Below are 24,833 nucleotides of genomic sequence, written 5' to 3'. Positions count from 1 at the left end.
ATGCCTCCACCCCTTATCAACGTCGAGCGCGCCACCGCCGCAAGCCGCAGCGCGCTCATCGCCGGCATCGCCCTCGTGCTCATCGCCGCGAGCCTCCCGTTCTGGGGCGAGTCGAGCTGGATGCGCGAGTTCGTCGAGATCGCCTGCTACTTCATCTTCGCGATGATGTGGAACCTGCTCGCGGGCTACGGCGGCATGGTGAGCATCGGGCAGCAGGCCTTCTTCGGCTTCGGCGGCTACGTGATGCTGATGCTCGGCAACTTCGCGGGCGTCAATCCGTTCGTGGCGATACCGCTGGGCGCGCTGGCCGCGGGGCTCATTGCGGTGCCCGTGTCGTTTGTCGCGTTCCGCCTCTCCGGCGGCTACTTCGCCATCGGCACCTGGGTCATCGCCGAGGTATTCCGGCTGAGCTTCGCCAACGTGTCGGCGGTCGGCGGCGGCTCGGGCACCACGCTCACCGCGCTGCGCGGCATCGAGAAGGCCACGCGCGAGCGCACCACCTACTGGATGGCGCTGGCCTGCGTGGTCGCGGCCATCGCGCTCGTGTACCTCTTCCTGCGCAGCAAGCGCGGGCTCGCGCTGCTGGCGATTCGCGACAACGAGGTGGCGGCTGAGTCGCAAGGCATTCCGGTCGCGCGCATGAAGCTCGCCGTGTACGTGGTCGCGGCCTTCGGCGCGGGGCTCGCGGGCGCGCTCTACTTCGTGGGCAACCTGCGCATCAGCCCCGATGCGGCCTTCAGCGTCAACTGGACGGCCTTCGCGATCTTCATGGTGGTCATCGGCGGCATCGGCCGCATCGAAGGGCCGCTCGTGGGCGCGCTCATCTTCTGGGCGCTCAACAAGTTCCTGAGCGACTACGGCACCTGGTACCTGCTCGGCCTTGGGCTGCTCGCGATCGGGGTCACGCTGTTCTTCAAGCAAGGCCTGTGGGGCTACGCGCAGCAGCGCTGGGGCTGGTCGCTTTTTCCGACGCAGCGCAGGCTGTTGCGCGCGCCGGCCGCGGCTACTTCTTCACGGGATTGATCGTGTATTCGATCTTCGTGCGGTCCTTGTAAGGGTCGTTGTCGAAGAACTTCGTCTCGTGCGAGATGTGGATCTCGTAGCCGTCGCGCACGCCCTCGAGCGACGCGGCGCTGTCGGTGGTCACCGGGGCGAGCGTGGGCTTGTGGAAGGCCGCGACCGTCTTGAAGTCATCGGTGCTGAAGGCCTTGATCGCCGCGCTCGTCACGCGGCCCGCCCCGTCGGTGTCGGCGCTCACGTCGGTCATCGCGGTGTTCGGCGGCACCGCGACCAGCGCGGCCAGCGCGGGCGGCAGTTCCTTGGCGCCGCTCTTTTCCTGGATGCGGTAGTGCAGGCCGCCCTTGTCGTTGGGCTCGCCCTTGGCGGCGGACGACGCCTCCATGCTGCTCACGACCCAGGCCGCGATGAGCAGGATCGGCGCCGCGATGGCGCACACGAACAACAGAAAACGAAGGCGATCCTTGGTATGGAAAAACTCGATCATCGGTGCTGAATTTCCCTCTGGTGGCTGCGCGGAAGCGTCAGGTGCAACGCCCGTTCGCACCCATGCTAATGGCCCCGCGCGAACCTCCTTCGGACTTGCGCAGTGCAACATGATCCTGTAACGTTTGAAACAATGTGGTGACATTTCATCACTTCTTTCATCGCTCTGGAGTCTCCCTTGATGCTCACCAAACGCCGCTTGCTCGAAGGCGGCGCCGCGGCCGTTGCCACCTCGTTGTTCGCGTCCGGCGCGTGGTCCCAGCAGAAGCCGACGGCCGGCGAAGCCGCTTGGCCCACCAAGCCCGTGCGCATCCTGGTGGGCTTTCCCGCCGGTGCCTCGCCCGACCTCGCGGCCCGCGCCATTGCCGAGCCGCTCGCGAAGATCCTGCGCCAGCCGGTCACCGTCGAGAACAAGCCCGGCGCCAGCGGCAACCTCGTGGCCGACCAGGTGGCCAAGGCGACCGACGACCACACCATCGGCGCGCTGATCAACGGCAACCTCACCATCGCCAAGCTGCTGAACCCCGCGATCCCGTTCGACCCCGAGAAAGACTTCGCGCCCGTCGGCATGGTCGGCACCGCGCCGCTGGTGCTGGCCGTATCGAGCAATGCCACCGGCAAGACGCCGGCCGACCTGCTGCTGTGGGCGCGCAACCTGGGCACCGGGGGCAAGTACGGCACGCCCGGCGTGGGCACCGTGGGCCACCTGGGCATGGAACTCCTGAAGAGCCGCGCGGCCATCACCGCGCAGCACAAGCCCTACACCGGCAACCCGCAGGTGATCGCCGGGCTGCTCGCGGGCGAGATCCAGCTGGCGCTGCTGCCGCCGGGCCTGGCCCTGCCGCACCTGGCCTCGGGCAAGCTCAAGGCCATCGGCGTGACCTCGCCCGAGCGCAGCCCGCTGGCGAGCGAGCTGCCCACCATCCGCGACGCGGATGTGCGCGGCGCCGACCTCGAAATCTGGACCGCGCTGGCCGCGCCCGCGGGCATGAACAAGAACGCCGTCGCCAAGCTCAACGCGGCGCTGGTCGAAGTGACCAGCATGCCCGACGTGGCTCAGGCGCTGCTGAAAACTGGCTGGCAGGCGCAGCCCGGCACGCCCGAGGCGCTGGCCCGCCGCATGCGCGCGGACACGGCGCGGCTGGGCGGCGTGATCATCATGAAGGGCATCCACTCGGAGGCCTGACGCATCCTGACGATGCGGCCGGCGGCCTAGGCCTTGAACGCCTTCGCCATCTCCACCACCGCCTGCTTGTCGAACGCGTTGATCTCGTCGATCAGCTCGTTGGTGAAGAGGCGGCTCGCATCGCCGAGCTCTTCCGCCAGCTTCGGGTTCTTGCTGCTGTCGGCGGCCATTGCGATGTTGGCTGTCCATTCGGCGGGCGACGAGGCGCCCATGCGCTGGTCGGGATCGTCGGGGCGGCGCATCCAGCTGTTCTTGCGGTCCTTCAGGATGAACGCCAGTTCCTTGCGCGCTTCGTCTTCGGTGCGGCCCTTGGGCCGGCTCTCGGGGTACACGGCCCAGTGCAGGTCGATGCCCGCATCCAGGTTGTGGTGCGAGAAGATCGTCGACTTCGCGATGCCGCGGAACAGCGCCACCAGCGCCGCGCGGTCTTCTTTCAGCGACTTGCGCGGCACGCAGATCCAGCCCGAGCCGAGCTGTGCGAACTTCGGCGTGAGCGGCACATAGCGCAACCTGGTGCCCACGAGCTCGATGCGCGCCGCTGCCGTGTCGAAGGCCACCATCGCATCGACGCGGTCGTTGTCGATCGCCGCGCCGGCCGGTGCGCCATCGCCGATGGCGATGTACTCGCACTTGTCGTCCTTGAGCCCCAGTTCGGCGAGCATGGTGCGCGTGACCGCGATGCCCGTGTCGCCCAGGCTGCGCACGCCGATGCGCTTGCCCGCCAGGTCCGCCGCCGACCTGATGCCGCTCGCCGGCTTCACCACGATCACGTTGGCATTGCGCGGCAGCCACTTGTAGACGCTCACCAGGTCCAGCGTCGGGTCCTTGGCCATCGCGGGCAGCAGGATGCCCGGTATGGCGGGCCCGAAGTCCACGTGGCCCGCGCGCAGGCTCTGCATCGCCTGCGTCATGCTGGACATGTTGACGTACTCGATGTCCACGCCGCCCGGCTTGTAGAAGTTCAGCTTCGGATGCTGGCCCGCGGTGGTGAAGCACTGCTGCGGATCGTTCACCGCCGCTGTGTTCGCCACCTTCATCACACGCAGCTTCTGCGCCAGGGCCGGCAGTCCGCCTGCAAGACCCAGGGCTCCGAGGCCCAGGCCGAAATCACGTCGTCTCAACATGGCTCACTCCTTCATGGGGATGCGCGGCTGGAAACGCCCGCCGCACGCGGGCGGATTCGGTTCAGACGCTCACGGTGCGCTGCGAGGTGTCCGCGGGCATCCAGTGCAGCGCCCGCCGCTGCAGCCGCCGCAGCAACGCCGACAGCGCGATGCCGATCACGGAGAGCACGATGCAGACCGCGAAGCTACCGCCGCTGTCGGCCTGCGCCTCCATCTGCAGGATCAGCACCCCCAGCCCCGCCTGCGCGCCGACGAATTCGCCGACCACTGCGCCCACCACGCTGAAGGCGGCGGCCATGTTCAGGCCCGCGAAGATGAAAGGCAGGGCGCTCGGAAACTTGGCCTTGCGGAAGATCTGCCAGCGCGTGGCCGACAGCGAACGCAGCAGGTCGATGCGGTCGGCGTCCACCGCCTTGAAGCCCGCGATGCTCGTCACCAGCACCGGAAAGAAGGTGAGCATGCAGATGATCACCACCTTGGAGCTGATGCCGAAGCCCAGCCACACCACGATGATCGGTGCCACTGCCACCTTCGGTACGCTCTGCAGCGCGGCCACGTAGGGCTCCAGCAGTGCCTCCAGCCGCGGCATCTGCGAGACCACGATGCCGATGGCCAGCCCCACGCCGCTGCCGATGCCGAAGCCGAGCAGGATCTCGGCGAGCGTCACGCCCCCGTGGTACCAGAAGCCGTCCTTGGCCATCGGCCCGGTCGCGAGGCCGCGCCAGAGCGCCACCGCGACGTCGCTGAACGGCGGCACCAGGTGCTTGGGCACGTTGAAGAACCGCACCGCGCCTTCCCACGAACCGAGCAGCGTGACCAGCAACAGCATCGATTGCACGCGCGTGGAGGAGAGCGGATTGGCGCGTTTCCTTGGCGGTGCATCGGCCGAGGCCTCGGTGCGCCGGACGGCAACCTCATCGGGCGCCGACAGCGGCGCGGCAAGCATGGCGGTCTTCATGATGGGGTTCCTCTCAATCGAAGGAGGCTGCATGCGAGAAGCGCTCGCGGATGCTCGCGGTGGCCGAGGCGAAGGCAGGGTCGGACATCACCTCCATCGTGCGCGGCCGCGGCAGGTCGATGGGCAGCACGCGCTCCAGCGTGCCGGGGCGCGGCGACATCACGAACACCTTGTCGCCGAGGAACACGGCCTCGGGAATGGAGTGCGTGATCAGCACCACCGTCTTGCCGCTCTCCATCCAGATGCGTTGCAGCTCCAGGTTCATGCGCTCGCGCGTCATCGCGTCGAGCGCGCCGAAAGGCTCGTCCATCAGCAGGATCTTGGGGTCGTGCAGCAGCGCCCGTGCGATCGATGCGCGCTGCTGCATGCCGCCGCTCAGCTGGCGCGGCAGCTTGTTCTCGAACCCATCGAGCCGCACCATGTGCAGCAGCTGCATGGCGCGCTCGCGCGCGGCTTTCATGTCGAGGCCGAGCACCTCCGCCGGCAGCATCACGTTCTCGAGGATGGTGCGCCAGGGCAGCAGGATCGAGCTCTGGAACACCACGCCGATGTCGCGCCGCGTGCCGTGGATCGGCTGGCCGTCGAGCACGACCTGGCCGATGTCGTAGTCCAGCAGGCCCGCCAGGATGCGCAGCAGCGTGCTCTTGCCGCAGCCGCTCGGCCCCACGATCGTGACGAAGCTGCCCTGGCGGATCGAGCAGTCGATGCCATTGAGCGCGAGCACGCCTTCGCGGCCCGCACCGAAGTGCTTGGAGAGCCCGTCGATGCGGATGTAGTCGGCGCTGCCTTCGGTCTTCGCCTTCGGAACGGCTTGCACAAGCGTGGTGTTCATGCCTTGGCTCCTTCGGGCTTGAGGAAGCGGATCAGGTGATGCGCCAGCACCTCGGGCGCCTGCAATGCCGACACATGCCCGATGGCCGGCAGCAGCACCGCATCGGCGCCGTGGATGCGCCCGGCCATCGCCAGCGTCACCGCGGGCGGCACCACGCGGTCGAGCTCGCCCGCCAGCACCAGCGTCGGCGCGACGATGTCCGCCACGCCGTTCTCCAGCGCGGTCGCCACGGTGGCGGTGCGCCGCCGCGAGCGCGCCGATGCCGGCCTCGCGTTCGCGAACACGCGGCGCAGTTCGGGCCGCTGCTGCAGATACGCCTCGGGAAAGAACCACGTCGCCAGTTCCTCGGCGGTGCCGGGCAGTCCTTCGCGCAGTTCGGCGAGGCGGTTCGCCTCCGGGCACAGCTCCTCGTAGGGCCGCGGCAGCGGCCAGGTGCTGGCGAGCACCAGGTGATCGACCGCGCGCGGATGCAGCAGCGCCAGCGCCTGCGCCACGCGCCCGCCGAACGACGAGCCGAACACGTGCGCGCGCTTGAATCCGAGCGCCTTGATGAACTGGTGTGCATCGCCGGCCAGGTCCGCCAGCGTGGCCGCGCGCTCGGGGCCCTCGGTGTCGCCGCAATCGCGCTGGTCGTACGCGATCACGGTGAAGTGCTTCGACAGATGCGGCACCAGCGCAGCGAACATGCCGCGCGTGGCTTCCGCGCCGTGCATCAGCACGAGGGCCGGGCCCTGGCCTTCGCGCTCGAAGGCGATGCGCATCTCGCCGGCCTGCACGAAGTCCGTCATGCGGCACCTCCGTTTTTTTCTTCCTGGTCGAGCCAGAAGGTCATCTCGATCTTCAGTCCGCGCGGATCGTGCAGGAAGAGCTGGTGGATGTCCCATCCGGGAATCGGCGCCTCGAGGTACGGCACGCCCTGTGCATCGAGATGCGCGCGCATCTCGTGCAATCTGCGGGAGCGGAACGAGATGTGGTCGACATGACCCGTGACCGGCTGCCTCGGCACGTCGGGCGTTGCGAGGTGCGCGAACAGGTGCACGATCGGCTGACCCTCCGCATAGAGCCAGGCGCCGGGCGCGGGAATCTCCGGCCGCGCGCCGACTTCGAGGCGCATCACGCGCGTGTAGAAATCGACCAGCGCCGGCAGTTCGTCCGGCGTGCAGCGGATCGTGTAGTGGTGCAGTGCGGTGACCGGCATGGCATCAGTCCAGCAGGCGCGAGAGCACGGCAGAAAGTTCGGCCGCCGGGTCCGATGGCGTCCACGGCATGCGGAAGGCCACATGACCGTCGGGCCGCACGAGCACCGCGCCGCGCGGGCCGAGCAGCAGGCCGTCTTTCTCGTGCGCATCGTCGAGCTGGTGCGCCTGCACGATGCGGCCGTTCTTGCCCGACACAGCGCGTGCCGCCTCCATCCACCCGTCCGCCTTCGGCCCCGCGACCAGCACGAACTCGCGGTCGAACCAGTCGAGCGTGGTGTGGCGCCTCGCAAGGTCCAGCCACAGGTGGGGGAAGCGCGCGCCGGGTCTGTCGGTCGGTTCGTACCAGCGCGCGCGCAGCACGTGTTTGCCGGTGCCGTCGGGCACGACCGCGCCCTCGTCGTAGCAGAAACCCAGCGACTGGCCGATGCTGTGGATGTGGTTGTCGCTGTCGCGGATCCAGAAGTCGATGCGGTCCTTGTTGCCCGACCGCAGCGCCTCGTCGCAGCGGGTGAAGCGCGTCGCGTTGTGCAGGCTGAAGTCGGCGTTCGATTCGGCGACGGGGCGCCGCTCCTGCTCGTAGCTGTCCAGGAGGCGCGGGCCGGCGCGGCCTGTGAGCACGAAGGCCAGCTTCCATGCGAGGTTGTGCGCGTCCTGGATGCCGGAGTTCATGCCGTAGCCGCCGTTGGGCGGAAAGCGGTGCGCCGAGTCGCCCACCAGCAGCACGCGGCCCCGGCGGAAGTTCGCGGCCACCTGGCGGCTCATGCGCCACACCGAGCGGTTGATGACCTTCACATCGAGGTTCGGAACGCCGGAGACCGTGCGTGCGAGCTGCACCACTTCCTCGTCGTTGCGCTCCCCGATGCGCTCGTCCACCTCGCGGCCCACGGGCAGGAGGTTGAGCCACCGGTCCTTGCCGTTCGTGTTGAGCACGGTGGTGATCGGGTAGGGCGATTCCTTCGCAAAGACGCGCCAGCCCGCGCAGGTTTTCGCGTCGCGCACATGCGAGAGATCGGCCTGCCAGAACTCGTTGGCCATCACCGCGATCGTGGCCGGCCCGCGCATCTCGATGCCGGCCTGCCGCCGCACCGCGCTGGTGGCGCCATCCGCGGCGATCAGGTACTGCGCCTGCCAGGTGAGCGCCTCGCCCGTGTTCACTTTGCGGGCGCTCACCGCGATGCCGTCGGCGCCTTCCTCGTACTGCACGAACTCGTGGCCGAAGAGGAACTGGCCGACCTGGCTCTTGCGCGCATGGTCCAGCAGCTCGACCTCGACCGTGTCCTGCGACTGGATGATCTTCCAGCACGGCGAGTGGCCGACGTTGGGCTCGGGGGTGGTGCGGCCCCACTCGTGGCCGGTCATGGATTCGCAGAACGCGAAGAAGTCGGAGCCGTCGGGCAGCGCATGCCGCTTCATCAATTCGTCGATGCCCCACTGCCGGAAGATCTCCATCGTGCGCGTGTAGGTGCCGCGCGCCTTGGGGTGGTCGGTGGTCGTCGGGCTGCGTTCGAGCAGCACGAATTCGATGCCGAAGCGCTGCAGGAGGATGGCCATCGACAGCCCCACGGGCCCGCCTCCGACGATCACGACAGGAATCCTTGTGGGCATGGTCAGCTCTCCATCGGCGAAGTGAAAGACATATCGGTGAAGCGATAGGCGAGCCCCGGTGCGGCCGGCACCCAGCGCGCCGCAGAGAGCGCGAGCAGGCGGATGCCCAGCACCTCGTGCGGCTGCCACCGGGGGCGGGTACCGAAGACATTGAAGGTGGCGTAGCAGACCTCGCCGCGCAGCAGCGGCACGTTGATCACGCTCTGCAGGCCGTAGGCGTGCATCTGCTCGAAATCGTCGAAATGCCGAGCCAGCGTTTCCGCGCCCTCGCCGACGAACACGCGGCCTTGCAGGAACAGGCATTCGGTCCACGGCGTGAGCGTCTTGCGCTTGCCGCCGCCCACCGGATGGCGCTGCGCCTCGGACGAATAGAAGCGCCGCAGCCGGATCTCGCCGGCCGGGTCGTGCGCGGTCGTCACGTTCTGCTGGATGCTGAAGATGCTCTCGCCCGCGATCAGGCTTCGCATGCGGTCCACCTCGCGCAGCGCCGCGTCGGCGTTGCGGGCTTCGGCGAGCCCATCCAGCAACTGGTTCAGAAACTCGTTCGTGAAGGCCATGGGCTGCGATGCGGTGGCGATGGGCATGAAGAAAGTCTAGGCTTCGCAATTGCCCGAAGTGCATTAAATTCTGATGACCCGATAACCTGGGAGTTATGACCTTGCCGACCGCCCGCGACCCCGCCGCCGACCTGCAACACGCGCTGCTCTCCCGCCTCAAGCTGCGGCAGCTTTCGCTCCTGCAGGCCATCGACCGCCACCGCACGCTCGGCCGCGTGGCCGCCGAGATGCGGGTGAGCCAGCCGGCCATCACCAAGGCGCTGCGCGAGGCCGAGGACATCTTCGGCAGCCGGCTCTTCGAGCGCACCAGCCGCGGCCTCGTGCCCACGCCGTCGGGCGAGGCGGTGCTGCACTACGCGCAGCGCTGGCTCGCGGAGCTGGAGGCCACCACGCGCGTGCTCACGTCACTGGAGGCGGGGCGCAGCGGGCGCCTTCGGCTCGGGCTCACGCAGCAGGTGCCGCAGCAGCTGCTGTCCGCGGCGCTCACGCACCTGCTGGACCGCACGCCGCGCATGGCGGTGATGACGCGCGAGGGCACGACGGACGAACTGGTCGCGAGCCTCGTCGCGCGCGAACTCGATTGCGCCATCGGCCGCTCGTACGACGGTGACGCCACGGGCCTGGTGCAGGAGGCGATCTACCAGCAGGAGCCCTGCCTCGTGGTCGCCGCCAAGAGCGTCAAGCGCCTCTCGCGCGGGCCGCTGGATTGGGCGCGCCTCGCGCAGCTCGACTGGATACTGCCGCCGCCCAACACGCCCATGCGCCGCACCTACAACGCGATCTTCGTAGGCGCGGGCGTGCAGCCGCCAGTGCCGATGCTGGAGAGCACCTCGATCCGCAGCATGGAGATGGTGCTGCGCACCGAGCCGAACGCCATCGCCATCCTCGCGCGCGATGTGGTGGCCGACATGGAGCGCGCAGGGCACTGGGCGGCGCTGCCCTACCGGTTGAGCTGGAGCTTGCCGCCGGTGAGCTTCTTCACCTCGAAGGAGCTGGAGGGGCATCCGATGGTGCAGTCGCTCCGGGCCGCGGTGGGCAAGACCGCGCGGGAGATGCAGCGCGCCGCACGCCGCTGAAGGCAGAAGAAATCAGAGCAGCCGAGAGACCTGCTTCGCCGCATCGATCAGCGCTGGCAGCATCGTCTCCTGCATCACCTTCGCACTCGTGCGGTTCGCCTGCCCGCTGATGTTGAGCGCGGCCACCATGTGGCCCTGCTTATTGACGATGGGCGCAGCCACCGAAATGAGGCCCTCTTCGAGTTCCTGGTTCACCAGGCACCACTGCTGCTTGCGTGCCTGCGCGACCTTGGCCATGAGCGCATCGATGTCGGTCACCGTGTGCTTGGTGAGCGCTTCGATGTTCGAGGCTTCGAGCCGCGCGCGCACCTCGTCGTCTTCAAGGTCGGCCAGGAGCAGCCGGCCGAGCGACGTGCAATACGCCGGCAGCCGCGAGCCCACGCCCAGGCTGATGTGCATGATCTTCTTGGTCGGCACGCGCAGCACATAGACGATGTCCGTCGCATCGAGCACCGCGGCCGAGCACGACTCCTGCACCTGCTGCACCAGCGCTTCCATCACCGGCTCGGCGCGGTTCCAGATCGGCATCGACGAGAGGTAGGCAAAGCCCAGGTCGAGGATGCGCGGCGTGAGCGTGAAGAGCTTGCCGTCGGTCACCACATAGCCCAGCGTCTGCAGCGTGAGCAGGATGCGCCGCGCGCCCGCCCGCGTGAGCCCGCTGCCTGCGGCGACTTCGCTCAGCGTTTGCCGCGGCGCGCTCTCGCTGAACGAGCGAATCACCTGCAGGCCGCGTGCGAACGACTGCACATAGCTGTCGCCGGGAGCGGGAGTTTCGGAGGGTTTCGTCTGGGTTGCCATGGTGCGCGATCGTCTTTAGAATTCATTATACGAACAAATGTTCTGTATACGAACATTTCGAGCCACCCTCTTTCCACCCCGGAGACAAGCTTCATGATCAACAAGATCGCGCGCTCGGTCGCCGATGCCCTCGCGGGCATCCCCGACGGCGCCACGGTTCTCATCGGCGGTTTCGGCACCGCCGGCATTCCCGGCGAACTCATCGACGGCCTCGTCGAGCAGGGCGCCAAGGACCTCACCGTCGTCAACAACAACGCCGGCAACGGCGACACCGGCCTCGCGGCGCTGCTCGCGGCCGGCCGCGTGCGCAAGATCATCTGCAGCTTCCCGCGCCAGGCCGACAGCCAGGTGTTCGACGGGCTCTACCGCAGCGGCAAGATCGAACTCGAACTCGTGCCCCAAGGCAACCTCGCCGAACGCATCCGCGCCGCGGGCGCCGGCATCGGCGCCTTCTTCTGCCCCACCGGCTACGGCACGCAGCTCGCGGGCAACCGCGAAACGCGCGAGATCGACGGCAAGCAGTACGTGCTCGAGTACCCCATCCACGGCGACGTGGCGCTCATCAAGGCCGAGCGCGGCGACCGCTGGGGCAACCTGGTTTACCGCAAGGCCGCGCGCAACTTCGGCCCGGTGATGGCCATGGCCTCGAAGAAAACCGTGGCCACCGTGCACGACATCGCCGAGCTCGGCACCCTCGACCCCGAGACCGTCGTGACCCCGGGCATCTTCGTGCACCAGGTGGTGCGCATCGAACGCGTCGCCACCCAGGCCGGCGGCTTCAAGAAGGCAGCATGACCATGAGCAATTACACACGTCGCACCAAGGACCAACTGGCCGCCCGCGTTGCGCAGGACATCTTCGACGGCGCCGTCGTCAACCTCGGCATCGGCCAGCCCACGCTCGTGGCGAATCATCTGCCGCAGGGCCGCGAGGTCATCCTGCAGAGCGAGAACGGCATCCTCGGCATGGGCCCCGCGCCCGAGGCCGGCGAGGAAGACTACGACCTCATCAACGCCGGCAAGCAGCCCGTCACGCTGCTGCCGGGCGGCTCGTTCTTCCACCACGCCGACAGCTTCGCGATGATGCGCGGCGGCCACCTCGACATCTGCGTGCTCGGCGCGTTCCAGGTGTCGGCCACCGGCGACCTCGCCAACTGGCACACCGGCGAAAAAGACGCCATTCCCGCCGTCGGCGGCGCCATGGACCTGGCCATCGGCGCCAAGCAGACGTGGGTGATGATGGATCTGCTCACCAAGCAGGGCACGAGCAAGCTGGTGCAGGAGTGCACCTATCCGCTGACCGGCATCGGCTGCGTCAAGCGCGTGTATTCCGACCTCGCCACGCTCGAATGCACGCCGCAAGGTTTGAAGCTCGTCGATCTCGTCGAAGGGCTCACCCGCGAAGAGCTCGAGAAGCTCGTCGGCCTGCCGATCGCAGCCTGACCCATCCAATCCATCAGAGACACAACATGACCAACCAAGCCTTCATCTGCGACGCCGTTCGCACCCCCTTCGGCCGCTACGGCGGCTCGCTCAGCAGCGTGCGCACCGACGACCTGGGCGCAGTGCCGCTCAAGGCATTGATGGAACGCAACAAGAACGTCGACTGGCAGGCCGTGAGCGACGTGCTCTACGGCTGCGCCAACCAGGCCGGCGAAGACAACCGCAACGTCGCGCGCATGTCGGCGCTGCTCGCGGGCCTGCCGCTCGAAATCGGCGGCGGCACCATCAACCGCCTGTGCGGTTCGGGCCTCGATGCCGTGGGCACCGCAGCGCGCGCCATCCGCGCCGGTGAAGCCGGCCTCATGATCGCCGGCGGCGTCGAGAGCATGAGCCGCGCCCCCTTCGTCATGCCCAAGGCCGAGAGCGCCTTCAGCCGCAACAACGCGGTGTACGACACCACCATCGGCTGGCGCTTCGTCAACAAGCTCATGAAGGCGCAGTACGGCGTCGACTCGATGCCCGAGACGGCCGAGAACGTGGCGACCGACTACAAGATCGAGCGCGAAGCGCAAGACCTGATGGCGCTCAACTCGCAGCTGCGCGCCGTCGCCTCGCAGAAATCCGGCTTCTTCGATGCCGAGATCGTGCCCGTCAGCGTGCCGCAGAAGAAGGGCGACGCGATCATCGTCAACAAGGACGAGCATCCGCGCGAGACCAGCCTCGAATCCCTCGCCAAGCTCAAGGGCGTGGTGCGCCCCGACGGCACCGTGACCGCGGGCAATGCCAGCGGCGTGAACGACGGCGCCTGCGCGCTGCTGCTGGCCGACGAAGCCAGCGCCGCGAAGCATGGCTTGACGCCGCGCGCCCGCGTGGTCGGCATGGCCACCGCCGGAGTGGCGCCGCGCGTGATGGGCATCGGCCCCGCGCCCGCTACGCAGAAGGTGCTGGCGCTCACCGGCCTCACCATCGACCAGATCGACGTCATCGAACTCAACGAAGCCTTCGCCGCGCAAGGCCTTGCCGTGCTGCGTCTGTTGGGCCTGAAGGACGACGACGCGCGCGTGAACATCAACGGCGGCGCCATCGCGCTCGGCCACCCGCTCGGCGCGAGCGGCGCACGCTTGGCCATCACCGCGGTGAACCAGCTGCACAAGGGCGGCGGCCGCTACGCGCTGTGCACGATGTGCATCGGCGTGGGGCAGGGCATTGCCGTGATCCTGGAACGCGTCTGATGGGTCTCGCGCGACGCGAGCTGGTGCTGCTGGGCCTGCTCGCGGCAGCGGGCCTGCCTGCTTACGCGCAGAGCGATGCGGCCAAGCCCATCCGCATCGTCGTGCCCTTCGCGGCCGGCGGCGGCAACGACGTGTTCGCGCGCCAGATGGCCAAGGGCCTCGGCGAGTTGCGCAAGTCGGGCGTCATCGTCGACAACAAGCCCGGCGCGGGCGGCAACCTCGGCACCGAGCAGGTGGTGCGCAGCACGCCCGACGGCAGCACGCTCTTGCTCGGCCACACGGGCACCGTGTCGATCAACCCCGCGCTCTACAAGAACCTGAAGGTCGATGCGCGGAAGGACCTCGTGCCCGTCGCGATGTTCGCCTCGTCCGCGCTCGTGCTCGTGGTGCCCGCCGCATCGAAGGTGCGCAGCGTGGCCGACCTCGTGGCCGAAGCCAGGGCGCGGCCGGGCCTGCTCGACTACGCATCGAGCGGCAGCGGCACCGGCGGCCACCTCAGCGGCGAACTCTTCGCGCAACGCATCGGCGCGAAGATCAATCACATCCCCTACAAGGGCACCAACCCCGCGCTCACCGACCTCACGGGCGGGCAGGTGCAAATGATGTTCAGCGTCATCCCGCCCGCGCTCGCGCTGGTCAAGGGCGGACGGCTGCGCGCCATTGCCGTCACCGGTGCGAAGCGCCTGCCTTCGCTGCCCGATGTGCCCACCGTGGCCGAGTCGGGCCTGCGCGAACTCGCGGGCTTCGAGAGCACGCTCACCTACGGCATCCTCGCGCCGCGCGGCACGCCCGATGCGGTCGTGAAGGAGCTCGCGGCGCAGATGCTCAAGGTGGCGGGAGAAAAGGAATTCCAGTCGCGCCTCGACGTGGAAGGCGCCGTGCCCTTGCTCGGCGGGCCTGCCGAGTACGCAGCGCTCATCTCGCGGGAGAGCGAGCAATGGGCGGCGATCGTTCGCAGTTCGGGCGCGGTGGTGGAGTAGCCGCGCAGCCCGAAGCCCGCCGAACGGTCCGGGAGAGAGTTTCAAAACCAGAGAACCGAAAGAAGAGGATCAGAGAATGATGAAGAACACAAACGCAACGCGCCGCAGCGTCGGCCTGGCTGCAGCTGCCGCAGCATTCGCGCTGGCCACGGCCGCGCTGGCACCGGTCACCGCATCCGCACAGGCAGCCTTCCCCACCAAGCCCGTGCGCATCATCACGCCGTTCCCGGTCGGCGGCGGCCCCGACGGCGTTGCCCGTCTCGTGGCCGACAAGCTTTCGCGCGCCTGGGGCCAGCCGGTGGTGGTCGAGAACCGCCCGGGCGGCAACGGCTTCATCGCCATCGACGCCTTCAAGCGCGGCGCGAAAGACGGCCACGACATCATCGTGCTCGACAACGTGCATCTGGCCGCGTACCCGGCGCTCTTCAAGAAGCTGCCCTACGACAGCGCGAAGGACTTCGACACGCTGCTGCCGCTCTTCAAGACGTATTTCTTCTTCACCGTCGCGACCAACAGCAAGTACAAGACCGTGGGCGACCTCATCGCCGACGCCAAGGCCAACCCCGGCAAGCTCGACTACGGCTCGTGGTCGGTCGGCAACCCGGTGCACCTGGGCTCGGAGCTCTTCGAGTCGGCCACCGGCACGCAGATGGAACACATCATCTACAAGGAAACGACGCAGCTCTACACCTCGGTCGCCACGGGCGAACTGGCCTTTGCGCTTGGCAGCAGCGCCACCGCCGGCCCGCTGCAGCGCGCGAACAAACTGCGCTTCCTGGCCGTGGCCGCGCCCCAGCGCAACGCCGCCTTCCCCGACGTGCCGACCGTTGCAGAATCGGGCGGCCCCAAGGGCTTCGAGGTGATCGGCTGGAACGCGATTGCCGTGCCGAAGGGCCTGCCGGCTTCGGTGACAGAGAAGATCAAGCGCGACATCGAGAAGGGGCTGGCGGAACCCGATGTGCTGGAGAAGTTCAAGAGCTTCGGGTACGAGCCGTTTCCGACGACTCGGCCGCAGTTTGATCAGTTTGTGGCGAGTGAGACGCAGCGGTTTGGGGATGTGATCAAGAAGGCGAATGTTTCGTTGGATTGATTGGGTTGCGGGGTAGCCCGCGCTGATCGCTATGCGGCCCCCGCTAAAGTTGCCGGGGCCGCTTTTGTTTCTTGCACATGTAAAGACTGTCGACAGCGTCCGGGCATTGATGGATTTTTGCGAGCCCGCCGATTGGAGGTCGTCTGATGTGACACATGCCGATTGGCAGGCCCTGTCTGCGCTGAACCAGTTGCTGAGTTTCAAGGGTGGTGTGCTGATCGATGCTTTATTGCAGGATCGACTGCGACGGATTGTGTTGAAGGCCTACGACCGGGCGTCCGAGCCATTTCTCAAAAGCCTCTGCTTGTGTGCCATTCGAGGTGCCGCCACGCCGGAGTCGATGGCGTGGCTTCAGACGCTTGAAACGACGGATGTTCACCACGACGCTGCGCGGGTCAATGCGCTCAGGGCTATCAAGCGTCACTTAGCCTGATCGATACCCGCCAGATCTAAAGAATCTCCGACTGCGGATTCAGATGCAGGACAACGACCTTCTCCTTGCTCTCGTCTTGCATGCCCTTGAACAGCGCGGACACCTGCCCTGAGGCTTTCCACCGTTTGCCGGCAAGTCGTCGCCACCGCTCGTGTGTGGCGTGACCTTGAGTTCTTTCAGGTAAGCCATCTTCATTTCCTCCGCAGAGCGCCGCCCACTTCTTCGGCCCGCAAGCGACCGCGAGGCCGAAAAAGCACTTGTTACTTCCTGACGCCTCCGATAGGTACCCCATCCCCCGGTCATCGTCACAAGAAGCAAAGCGGTACCACGCCACAAGAATCCGGCCCATTTGGGGTACTCCCGCCCGGGTATATGCGTAACCGCTACGCGTCCTTACATTTTTGACTTGAAGTGAGTAATCAACGGCGTGCAGAGGAGGAGCAAGCAATTGCTGCTGTATTCGGGCGCCAGGCCCGATCAATGACCGCAAAACACGTTGAAGCCATGAACAAAATCTTCCGGACCCTTTGGAATCCCGCGCTCGGCACCTGGATCGCCGCGCCGGAAATCTCGCGTGGCCCTGCGCGCTCTTCTTCTGCGTCCAGCGGGGGCGGCGGCGTGCGCGCGGTGGCTGCGGCTGCGGCTGCGGCGGCGCTGTTGGTCTGTGCCGTGCCGGTGGTCGTGCTGGCAGCGGGCGGCGCGGGCGGGCAGCCTGTCGGTGACACCTCGCTGAACGGAGGCGCCGGTGGCAGCAACGGCACCGGGGGCAGCGGCGCGACCAACGACACCACGCTCGGCGCATCGGGTGGCGCCGGCGGGTCGTCGACGCCGGGCGGGGTCACGGCGGGGGGCAACGCCAACATCGGCAGCTTCGGCACCGCAACGCCGGGCACCGGCGGTGCGGCGGGTGCTGCGAGCACGCCTGCGGGTCCGGGTGCGTTCCAGGGTGACGCGGGCGGCGCGGGTCAGACGCAGACCGGTGGGCCGGGCGTTGGCGACGGTTATGGCGGTGGCGGCGGCGGAGGTTTTCAGGGAGCGTCGGTCGCGAACAACGTCACCAGCTCATCCGACAGCTACACCGGCGGCATCGGTGGCGCGGGTGGCAACGGGTACTGGGCGGCCGGGGGCGGCGGCGCCGGCGGCTACGGCGCCATCCTCAGCGGGCCGCTCGGCAACTACACGGCCACGGGGTCGTCCACGGGCGGCGCGGGCGGGCAGGGCGGCAACGCGTTCTCGCAAGGCGGCGGTGGCGGCAGCGGGGGCGGCGGGTTCTACCTGAATGCGACGAACCCGGGGCTGCTCTTCACCAACACCGGCGCCATCGCGGGCGGGGTGGGCGGCGCAGGCGGGGCCGAGCTGCCGGGCTCGCGTGCCAACGCCTCGGGCGGTGGCGGCGGCGCGGGGGGCATCGGCGCGACGTTGACCGGCGTGGCCGTCTCGGTCAGCAACACCGGCTCGATCACGGGCGGTGCGGGGGGCGCAGGCGGCGCGTCGGGCGGCGGTGCGGGTGGCACCGGTTCGCCGGGCAGCGGCGGCGATGGCGGGGCGGGCCTCGCATCGACCGGCGCGGGCGCGAACATCACCAACACCGGCGCCATCACCGGCGGGGCGGGCGGCGTCGGCGGGGTCAACAGCAACGGGGGGCCGAGCGGCGCCAACGGCGTGGGCGGGGCGGGCGTGACGGGTGCGAGCCTTGCGATCGTCAACAGCGCAAGCATCTCGGGCGGGCTGGGCGGCGATGGGGTCACGCGCGCCGCGGCGGTCGAGTTCACCGGCGGCGCCAACAGGCTCACGCTGAACACGGGCTCGTCGATGACGGGCGCGATTGCCATCGGCACGGGCGCCACCGCCAGCGTGATGGCCGGCGCCGACGGCCTCGCGGTCAACAACGCGCTGCTGCTCGGCGGCACGGGCACCGTCGACACCAACGGGCACGACCTGGCGTGGACGGGCGCGATCTCCGGCACCAGCGATCTGGTGAAGATCGGCGCGGGCGTGCTCACGTTGAACGGCGCCGACACACACGCAGGCAGTACCAATGTGGCGGTGGGTACCCTGCGCGCCGGCGCGGCCAACGTCCTCAGCGCCGCCAGCGCCTTCACCGTGGCCCCGGGCGCCACGCTGGACCTGGCGGGCAACAGCCAGGCCATCGCATCGATGGCCAACAGCGGCACGGTGTCGTTGGTGGGCACGGTGCCCGGCACCACGCTGACGGTCAACGGCCCCTGGGTGGGCAACGGCGGCACGCTGCGGCTGGGCACCTCGCTGGGCGGCAGCGCGAGCGCGAGCGACCGGCTCATCCTGAGCGGCGTCACTGCCGTCGCCAGCGGCACGACGAATGTGCAGATCACCAACCTGGGCGGCCTGGGCGCGCTCACCACGGGCAACGGCATCGAGGTGATCAGCGCGATCAACGGCGCGACCACCACCGCGCAGACGACCAAGAGCGCGTTCGCGCTGGCTGGCGCGCATGTCGATGCGGGCGCTTATGAATACCGGCTGTACGCCGCCGACGCCACCGGCGCGGGCGAGAACTGGTACCTGCGCTCCACCGCCGCGGCCGTTGCGCCACCCGGCGGCGGCACGGGCACCGGCACCGGTGGCGCAGGCGGCGTGCTCGTGCCCACCTACCGCGCCGAAGTGCCGCTGTACGCGGCGCTCCCCGAGCAGTTGCGCCAGTCCAGCCTCGCGATGCTCGGCAACATGCACCAACGCACGGGCGACGACCTGTCCTCTGGGGCCAACACGGCCACGCCGGCGCAGGGCTACCGCCAGGCCTGGGGCCGCATCATCAGCACCGACCGCACCATCTCGCAGGGCGGTACCGTGAGCCCCACGAGCAAGGGCCGCCTCACGGGCTTCCAGGCCGGCACCGACCTGTGGGCCGACCCCAACTGGCGCGTGGGCGTGTACGTTGGCCAGCTCGACGGCGACATGCGCGTGAACGGTTTCGCCAGCGGCCTGGCGAATCGCGCGGTCGGCACCAGCGACCAGAAGAGCGAATACCTGGGCACCTATGCGACCTGGAAGAACGAAGGCGGCCTGTATGTCGATGGCGTGCTGCAGGCCGGGCGCCACCGCTACACCGCCTCGCCCGCGCTGGGCATCTCCAGCGGCGGCAAGGGCAACAGCGTGCTGGCGTCGATCGAGGTGGGGCAGTCGTTCGCGATCGCAGAGAACTGGGCCATCGAGCCGCAGCTGCAACTGGTGCACCAGCGCGTGAACCTGGGCGACGTGGGCATCCCCGGCGCCTTGGTGCAGCAGGACAGCCACAACGGCACGCTCGTGCGCGCCGGCGTGCGCGTGAAGGGCCAGGTCGCCACCGGCGCCGGGCTGCTGCAGCCTTATGTGCGGGCCAACGTCTATCGCGGCAGCCGCGGCACCGATGTCACCCGCTTCGTCGGCCCGGCCGGTTTCTCGGACATCGCCACGCGCACCGGCGGCACCAGCACCGAACTGGCGGCGGGCGCCACGCTGCAGGTGAGCGAGAACGTGGGCCTGTACGCGGAGGTGGGCAAGCTGTGGAGCTCGAGCGGCGATGCGCGCGTCAAGAGCGGGGTGAATGCGAGCGTGGGGTTCAAGGTGCGCTGGTGATTGCGTGATGCCTTGATCGGCGCCTCGATGCGTTATCGCCCGAGCGCCTGCACGTGTCCCAGGAATGCCCGGAGGTGCGAAGGCCGCACAGGCTTCACGATGACGGGCAGGCCCGCCGCGCGCGCCGCATCCAGGTAGTCGCCTCCCACGTCACCGGTGACGATCAACGCAGGCAGTTCGGCATCGCCCAGCGCCAAGCGCAGATCCTCGATCGCCTGAATGCCGCTGACCTGCGGCCCCAGCCGCAGGTCCACCACCAGCGTCTGGGGCTGGAAGCCTGTTTGCAGAACGCCGAGCGCGCCCTGCACGTCGCTGGCCGAGCGAACATCCATGCCCCATGAAGTGAGCAGCCCGCACAGTGCCTGCAGCGAGCTCTGGTCGTCGTCGACCAGCAGGATGCGCATGGCCAATGCGGTGGTCGACGGCGATGCGGCGCTGCGTTCAGCCTCATGCACCCGTTCGCTCCCGGCGGCATCGGCCAACGGCAGCTGCAACTCGAACACGCTGCCTTGCCCCGGCACCGAGTGCGCCGTCACCCGCAGGTCCAGCAGCTCGCTCAGCCGCTTGACGGTGGCCAACCCCAGGCCGTAGCCCAGGCGCCGGTCGCGCGCCGGGTTGTCGACCTGAAAGAACTCCTCGAAGACCTGCGGCAGGTGTTCGGCCGCAATGCCGATGCCCGTGTCCTCGATGGACAGCCGCAGCCGGCCGTCGGCCATGCGGCTGCCGATGCGCACCTGCCCTTCGCGCGTGTAGCGAATGGCATTGGCCACGAGGTTGGTGACCACCCTGGCGAGCAACGCCCGGTCGCTGCGCACGGCCACGTGGCCGGCGTCGATGTCCAGGCGCAGCCCCTTCGCGAGCGCCACCGCCTGGTGCGGCCGGCAGCACTCGGCCAGCAGCTCGTCGATGGCGAAGGACGACCACTGCGGGCTGAGCGAGCCGGCGTCGGCGCGGGTGATGTCGAGCAGGTCGTCCACCACGTCGGTCATGCCGTCGGCGCAGGCCACCAGTTGCTCGGACATCTCTTTCACATGGCGCTCGGTGCTCACGTTGTGCACGGTCTGCGCCAGCAGCGCCATCGCATTGAGCGGCTGGCGAAGGTCGTGGTTGGCCGAGGCAAAGAAGCGCATGCGCGCGGCCACGGCTTCTTCGGCGGTTCGGCGGGCAGCGCTGCTGCGTTCGTTTTCGGCACTCAACGCAATCACCAGCTCGGCATTGCGTTTGCGCTGCGCCTGGATCTCGTGCAGCGCGGACGACAACAGCCTGGCGCTCAGCAGGGTGTAGACGCCGATCAGCGACACGATGGAAGCCATGGCCATCTGGTAGCTGCCGCCGAACCACATGTCGCGCAGCACCAGGGGGCCGAGGATGAACGCCACGTAGACGTAAGACGCCCGCCCGATGGTGGCCATGCGGATCGCCCCACCCAGGGACACGGTGACCATGGTGATGTGAAGAATGGCCTCGGCCTGCGCCGGCCCGTCGTGCCGAAGCAGCACGCTCAGCGCGCCCAGCGAGAAGGCCATGAGTTGGGTGACGGCGATAACGGGCAGCATCAGGGCCGGCAGGTTGGCCCGAAGCGCCGGCCGAAACACCCACGCCAGCCAGATGCCCATGCGCACGGCGACGATGACGCAGTACACGACGAACCACACGCGCACGCGTTGGCCATCGGGCCCGTCGGCGTATTCGATGTAGCAAAGAAACCCCGCCATCGCTGCCAGGATCCACGCCCAGGGCGTGGAGCGGATCATCTGCTCCAGTTGCTGGAGCTGAAGCTCCGAGAAGGCCATGCGCGAGGCGATGAAGCCGCGCACGCCGGACGCGGTCTCAGGCTCGGGTGCGGGAGAGCTCATCGCAAGTCCAGCATCAACCCCGCGCGCCGCGCCTGCACCAGCAGGTGCGTGCGGTTGCGCGCATCCATCGCGTCGAGCAGGGCCGTGATGTGCAGCTTGACGGTGCGCTCCGCGATGTTCAGCTCCGCGGCGATCTGTTTGTTCTGCCGGCCTTGCGCCACCAGCAGCAGCACTTCGAGCTGCCGCGGGGTGAGGCCCGAAGCCGCAAGGCCCGCGCGCGGCTGCAGCACATCGAAGGCCTCGCCGCCGGCGGCCACCTCGTCCAGCGCGGCGGCGATGCGCGCCACCGGCTGCGACTTGCCGATGAAACCGGCCGCGCCCGCGGCGCGTGCGCGTGCGGCCAGGGCCGGCTCCTCGTCGCCTGAGATCAGCAGGCGCGAGACCAGGGGATGCCGCACACCGAAGAGGCGCAGCCCCTCCAGGCCGTCCTCGCCGCCCAGGCGGTAGTCGATCAGCACGATGTCCGGCGGGCATTGCGAGGCACGCTCCACGCCCTGCCCGAGCGACAGGGCGGTCTCCACCTGGAAGTCGGGCCGTGCGTGCGCGAGCGCATGTGCAAAGCCGACACCGAACAGCGGGTGATCGTCGACAAGCAGGAGTTTCATGGTGCCGTGATCCTCGGCGCGGGCCCGGCGGGCCGCGCCCTCTCCTCGTGGGGCGCCATTGTCCACACCGGCTGGCAATGCACCCGCATCGAAGGGCCCGGCGAAGGGGCAAGGCCTCGCGGCTTCAGTTGCAACGACCGGCGGCGCGCAGCAATGCGTTGCAGGCCGGTGCTGCCGGTGCGGGACCGCTCGGCCTGGCGTTGGAGCGGCGTGCGGACGCGGGTGCATCGCTCTGGCGCATCTCCTGGCAGATGGCATCGCTGACCACCCGCCCCACCACCGACACCGAGCCTTCCACGTAGCAGTTGTAGGTGTGGCCGCCGTCGGTCTTGGCGATGAAGGTCGTCTGCACCCCGCTGTCCGCGCGATTCGAGATGGTGAACGCGCTGGACGGCAGACCCAGCGCACGCGAGGTGTTGGTGACGATGGCGTCGTCGGTCACCGCAGTCGAGGCGCACCCGACTGCAAGCACGGCGCCCACCAGGAGTGCGAAGAGAAGGGGAGTCGGTGAATGTGTCATGCAGCGGTGTGAGGTGAAGGCGTCGAGCCTAGCCAGACACCGCGCACCGCGAAACAGCACCTTCGGGCAGGTGCCCGATGGTGCTATGGCCCGCAACGACCCGCGTTCCTACGATCCGGCCTCTTGAACGAGCACAGAAGGCGCCGGGCCCCGGCGCCAGCGAACGAGGAATGGCAGCTATGACGAAGAAGAGCATCTGCAGGCGATGGATGGCGTGTGTGTGGACCCTGGCCCTGATGACGTTGACGGCTTGCGGCGGTGGCGGCGGTGGTTCCGGTGGCGGCCTGTTTCCGCCCATCGGTTTTCCCCCCCCAGCCGGTGCGGCGCATCGGCTGGACGTCGCCATCACCGGTGGCGGCCGGGTCGCCTCGCAACCTGCGGGCATCGACTGCGCCGACAGCTGCGGCGCGGATTTCGCAGCGGGCACGCAGGTCACGCTCACGGCCTCGCCCGCGGCGGGGCAGGTGCTCGGCGGCTGGGCAGGCGCGTGCAGCGGCAATGCCAGCGTGTGCACGGTGCGGATGGATTCCGCACTCCCCGTGACGGCCACCTTCGTCGCCGCGCCGCCGGTAATCGGCTGGGGTGATGCGCTCACGCTGTCCGCCGGCGGCGCGAGCCAGCCGAAGGTGGCGGTCGATGCGCAAGGGCGCGCGCTGCTCGTGTGGCGCCAGCTCGAGGCCGGCCAGCTCACGGACAGGCTGTGGGGCAGCCTCTACCGGCCGGGCGGCGGCTGGAGCGTGCCGCAGCGCCTGGAGGCCAACAGCGGCGGGGTGCGCGACATCCGCGTGGCCATTGACAAGAACAGCGGCCGCGCCGTGGTGGCATGGACGCAACTGAGTTCGCCGGGCGCCTACGACATGTGGGCCCTGCAGGTCGACCCCTCGACCGGCTGGGGCACGCCCGCGCTGCTGGAGACGGGCAGCGGCACGGTCGGCTTCGCGAGTGCGGGCATTGACGCCAACGGCAACGCGGTGGCGGTGTGGTCGCAGATCGGCCCGGCCACGCGCTTCAGCATCTATGCCAATCGCTACACGCAATCGGGCGGCTGGGGCACGGCCGAACTGATCGAGACCGACGAGGTCGTGGGCACGGTGGACGGCGATCCGGCGGTGGTGGTGGCGGGCTCGGGCGAAGCACTGGCGGTGTGGAAGCGCTCCACCGGCATCAGCTCATCGCTGTGGACCAACCGCGCCAACGCGGGCGGCACCTGGGGCGCGGCGGCAGAGCTGGTGCCCGACGCCGGCACCTCGCAATCGATAGGCGCGCACGACCTGGCGATCGACGCCGGCGGCAGTGCGCTGCTGGCCTGGGGCCAGGTCGATCTGCCCGGCGGCAGCAACCAGTGGGAAAGCGCCGTGTGGTTCAAGCGCTTTTCCGGTGGTGCATGGCAGGGCGGCACGGCACGCGTGGGCGCACCGTTCCTGTCGACGCAAGCCTTCCTGAGCACACCGGTGCTGCGCGTGAACGCGGCCGGTGCGGCGGTGGTGAGCTGGGGGCGGCAAGACAACGCGCTCATGGCCGCAACCGCGGCACCGGGCGCGGCATTCGGCGCGGAGACGGTGGTGCGGGCGGCTGCTTCGCAAGCGCTCACCAGCCTGCCCGGCCTGGGCGTGGACGACGCGAGCAACGCGATCGCCGCGTGGACGCAGGCTCCCGGCGACCTCTACACGTCCCGCCACACGCTGGGCGAAGGCTGGGGTGCGCAGGCGCTCCAGGAGAACAGCGACGAAGCAGCGAACACGCCCGATGTCGGCATGAACGAGCTGGGCAATGCGGTGCTGGCCTGGCAGCAGTTCGAGCCGAGCGCGGGAACGCGTATCTTCGTGCGCCACTACGCCTCCGGCAGGTAGAGCGACCGCCTTCCATTCCATTCCATTCAGGCGCGCCTGCCGTGCGATGGCGCCTGAAGGCGCATGTGCTGTGCCGACCGTCGCCGAATCGGGCGGCCCCAAGGGCTTCGAGGTGCGCATCGACTACAGAATGCGGCCAGGATCAAACATTCGCCCATACCTCTCAAATGCTCGATGCGCTTGTCTCACCATGGTCTTGTCTTGGCGCCCTTGTCGGGTTAGCGCTCGCGGTATTGGTCCATTGGGCCGCGCCGGGCGACGTCGACACTGTTCAGGCCGGGGCATGGTTGGTGGGCATCGGTTGGGTTGCAGGCCTTGCGTGGGACCTCGTGGATCGCGGGAACTCCAAGTAGCCGGCCGGCCCTCTACGTCCGTTAAGGTTGCAGCTGGAAA

At 68.7% G+C, this 24,833-nt stretch carries 23 protein-coding genes; 11 read left to right on the top strand and 12 right to left on the bottom strand.

Going from position 1 to position 24,833, the window contains the following annotated elements; genetic code table 11:
* The gene (locus GNX71_RS27945) at nt 1-1,023 is read left to right on the top strand and encodes a branched-chain amino acid ABC transporter permease (RefSeq protein ID WP_241027073.1); all 1,023 of its coding nucleotides are present in this window, start codon (nt 1-3) and stop codon (nt 1,021-1,023) included.
* Here GNX71_RS27945 and GNX71_RS27940 read toward each other — a convergent pair.
* Nucleotides 1,004-1,504: a hypothetical protein gene (locus GNX71_RS27940; protein ID WP_206175428.1), complete on the bottom strand. Its 501-nt coding sequence runs from the start codon at nt 1,502-1,504 to the stop codon at nt 1,004-1,006. The genes GNX71_RS27945 and GNX71_RS27940 overlap by 20 nt on opposite strands.
* A gap of 177 nt (nt 1,505-1,681) precedes the next feature.
* Between GNX71_RS27940 and GNX71_RS27935 the strand changes: the two genes are divergently transcribed.
* Complete coding sequence (locus tag GNX71_RS27935; RefSeq protein WP_206175427.1) at nt 1,682-2,689, top strand: tripartite tricarboxylate transporter substrate binding protein; 1,008 nt, start codon at nt 1,682-1,684, stop codon at nt 2,687-2,689.
* A gap of 26 nt (nt 2,690-2,715) precedes the next feature.
* Here the strand turns inward: GNX71_RS27935 and GNX71_RS27930 are convergent, their stop codons facing one another.
* From GNX71_RS27930 to GNX71_RS27900, 7 genes are all read right to left on the bottom strand, one after another.
* The gene (locus tag GNX71_RS27930; protein ID WP_206175426.1) at nt 2,716-3,813 is read right to left on the bottom strand and encodes an ABC transporter substrate-binding protein; all 1,098 of its coding nucleotides are present in this window, start codon (nt 3,811-3,813) and stop codon (nt 2,716-2,718) included.
* Nucleotides 3,814-3,874: 61 nt separating this feature from the next.
* A complete protein-coding gene (locus GNX71_RS27925; RefSeq protein ID WP_206175425.1) occupies nt 3,875-4,771 on the bottom strand; it encodes an ABC transporter permease in 897 nt (298 codons plus the stop codon).
* 13 nt (nt 4,772-4,784) lie between these two features.
* Entirely contained in the window at nt 4,785-5,603 is an 819-nt protein-coding gene (locus tag GNX71_RS27920; RefSeq protein WP_206175424.1) for an ABC transporter ATP-binding protein, read from the bottom strand.
* On the bottom strand, nt 5,600-6,391 hold the full coding sequence (locus GNX71_RS27915; RefSeq protein ID WP_206175423.1) for an alpha/beta hydrolase: 792 nt from the start codon (nt 6,389-6,391) through the stop codon (nt 5,600-5,602). The genes GNX71_RS27920 and GNX71_RS27915 overlap by 4 nt, the downstream gene beginning before the upstream one ends.
* On the bottom strand, nt 6,388-6,801 hold the full coding sequence (locus GNX71_RS27910; RefSeq protein WP_206175422.1) for a VOC family protein: 414 nt from the start codon (nt 6,799-6,801) through the stop codon (nt 6,388-6,390). The genes GNX71_RS27915 and GNX71_RS27910 overlap by 4 nt, the downstream gene beginning before the upstream one ends.
* Before the next feature lie 4 nt (nt 6,802-6,805).
* Nucleotides 6,806-8,407, bottom strand: coding sequence for an FAD-dependent monooxygenase (locus GNX71_RS27905; protein WP_206175421.1), 1,602 nt, complete (start codon nt 8,405-8,407; stop codon nt 6,806-6,808).
* 2 nt (nt 8,408-8,409) lie between these two features.
* Complete coding sequence (locus GNX71_RS27900) at nt 8,410-8,991, bottom strand: GAF domain-containing protein (RefSeq protein ID WP_206175420.1); 582 nt, start codon at nt 8,989-8,991, stop codon at nt 8,410-8,412.
* A gap of 74 nt (nt 8,992-9,065) precedes the next feature.
* On the opposite strand from GNX71_RS27900, the gene GNX71_RS27895 reads away from it, so the two are divergent.
* Nucleotides 9,066-10,040 (top strand): LysR family transcriptional regulator, encoded by a 975-nt coding sequence (locus GNX71_RS27895; protein WP_241027072.1) that lies wholly within the window; start codon nt 9,066-9,068, stop codon nt 10,038-10,040.
* A 12-nt stretch (nt 10,041-10,052) separates the two neighbouring features.
* Here the strand turns inward: GNX71_RS27895 and GNX71_RS27890 are convergent, their stop codons facing one another.
* Nucleotides 10,053-10,838, bottom strand: a complete 786-nt coding sequence (locus GNX71_RS27890; protein WP_206175418.1) for an IclR family transcriptional regulator C-terminal domain-containing protein — start codon at nt 10,836-10,838, stop codon at nt 10,053-10,055.
* 93 nt (nt 10,839-10,931) lie between these two features.
* On the opposite strand from GNX71_RS27890, the gene GNX71_RS27885 reads away from it, so the two are divergent.
* The 7 genes from GNX71_RS27885 to GNX71_RS27855 all read left to right on the top strand — a co-directional run bounded on the left by GNX71_RS27885 (nt 10,932) and on the right by GNX71_RS27855 (nt 19,609).
* Nucleotides 10,932-11,633 carry a 3-oxoacid CoA-transferase subunit A gene (locus tag GNX71_RS27885; RefSeq protein WP_206175417.1) on the top strand — a complete coding sequence of 234 codons (702 nt, stop codon included), beginning with the start codon at nt 10,932-10,934 and terminating at the stop codon, nt 11,631-11,633.
* Nucleotides 11,630-12,280 (top strand): 3-oxoacid CoA-transferase subunit B, encoded by a 651-nt coding sequence (locus GNX71_RS27880; protein ID WP_176659150.1) that lies wholly within the window; start codon nt 11,630-11,632, stop codon nt 12,278-12,280. The genes GNX71_RS27885 and GNX71_RS27880 overlap by 4 nt, the downstream gene beginning before the upstream one ends.
* A gap of 26 nt (nt 12,281-12,306) precedes the next feature.
* Nucleotides 12,307-13,512 carry a 3-oxoadipyl-CoA thiolase gene (gene pcaF / locus GNX71_RS27875; RefSeq protein ID WP_206175416.1) on the top strand — a complete coding sequence of 402 codons (1,206 nt, stop codon included), beginning with the start codon at nt 12,307-12,309 and terminating at the stop codon, nt 13,510-13,512.
* Nucleotides 13,512-14,492, top strand: coding sequence for a tripartite tricarboxylate transporter substrate binding protein (locus GNX71_RS27870; RefSeq protein ID WP_206175415.1), 981 nt, complete (start codon nt 13,512-13,514; stop codon nt 14,490-14,492). Before pcaF ends, GNX71_RS27870 begins: the two co-directional genes overlap by 1 nt.
* 79 nt (nt 14,493-14,571) lie before the next feature.
* Nucleotides 14,572-15,582 carry a tripartite tricarboxylate transporter substrate binding protein gene (locus GNX71_RS27865; RefSeq protein WP_206179729.1) on the top strand — a complete coding sequence of 337 codons (1,011 nt, stop codon included), beginning with the start codon at nt 14,572-14,574 and terminating at the stop codon, nt 15,580-15,582.
* A 148-nt stretch (nt 15,583-15,730) separates the two neighbouring features.
* Nucleotides 15,731-16,015: a hypothetical protein gene (locus GNX71_RS27860; protein ID WP_206175414.1), complete on the top strand. Its 285-nt coding sequence runs from the start codon at nt 15,731-15,733 to the stop codon at nt 16,013-16,015.
* 504 nt (nt 16,016-16,519) lie between these two features.
* Nucleotides 16,520-19,609, top strand: a complete 3,090-nt coding sequence (locus tag GNX71_RS27855) for an autotransporter outer membrane beta-barrel domain-containing protein (protein WP_206175413.1) — start codon at nt 16,520-16,522, stop codon at nt 19,607-19,609.
* Nucleotides 19,610-19,641: 32 nt separating this feature from the next.
* Here the strand turns inward: GNX71_RS27855 and GNX71_RS27850 are convergent, their stop codons facing one another.
* The 3 genes from GNX71_RS27850 to GNX71_RS27840 form a co-directional block, all read right to left on the bottom strand.
* Nucleotides 19,642-21,465: a hybrid sensor histidine kinase/response regulator gene (locus GNX71_RS27850; RefSeq protein WP_206175412.1), complete on the bottom strand. Its 1,824-nt coding sequence runs from the start codon at nt 21,463-21,465 to the stop codon at nt 19,642-19,644.
* Nucleotides 21,462-22,070 carry a response regulator transcription factor gene (locus GNX71_RS27845; protein WP_206175411.1) on the bottom strand — a complete coding sequence of 203 codons (609 nt, stop codon included), beginning with the start codon at nt 22,068-22,070 and terminating at the stop codon, nt 21,462-21,464. Before GNX71_RS27845 ends, GNX71_RS27850 begins: the two co-directional genes overlap by 4 nt.
* 124 nt (nt 22,071-22,194) lie before the next feature.
* Nucleotides 22,195-22,590, bottom strand: a complete 396-nt coding sequence (locus GNX71_RS27840; protein ID WP_206175410.1) for a hypothetical protein — start codon at nt 22,588-22,590, stop codon at nt 22,195-22,197.
* A gap of 179 nt (nt 22,591-22,769) precedes the next feature.
* Here GNX71_RS27840 and GNX71_RS27835 point away from each other — a divergent pair, with 179 nt between their 5' ends.
* On the top strand, nt 22,770-24,440 hold the full coding sequence (locus GNX71_RS27835; RefSeq protein ID WP_206175409.1) for a hypothetical protein: 1,671 nt from the start codon (nt 22,770-22,772) through the stop codon (nt 24,438-24,440).
* Nucleotides 24,441-24,833 lie beyond the last annotated feature (393 nt).

Origin of the sequence: Variovorax sp. RKNM96, from assembly GCF_017161115.1 — a bacterium.
Lineage (GTDB): Bacteria > Pseudomonadota > Gammaproteobacteria > Burkholderiales > Burkholderiaceae_C > Variovorax.
The sequence above is the reverse complement of the archived record's forward strand: the minus strand, read 5'-3'. Positions and strand labels throughout refer to the sequence as shown.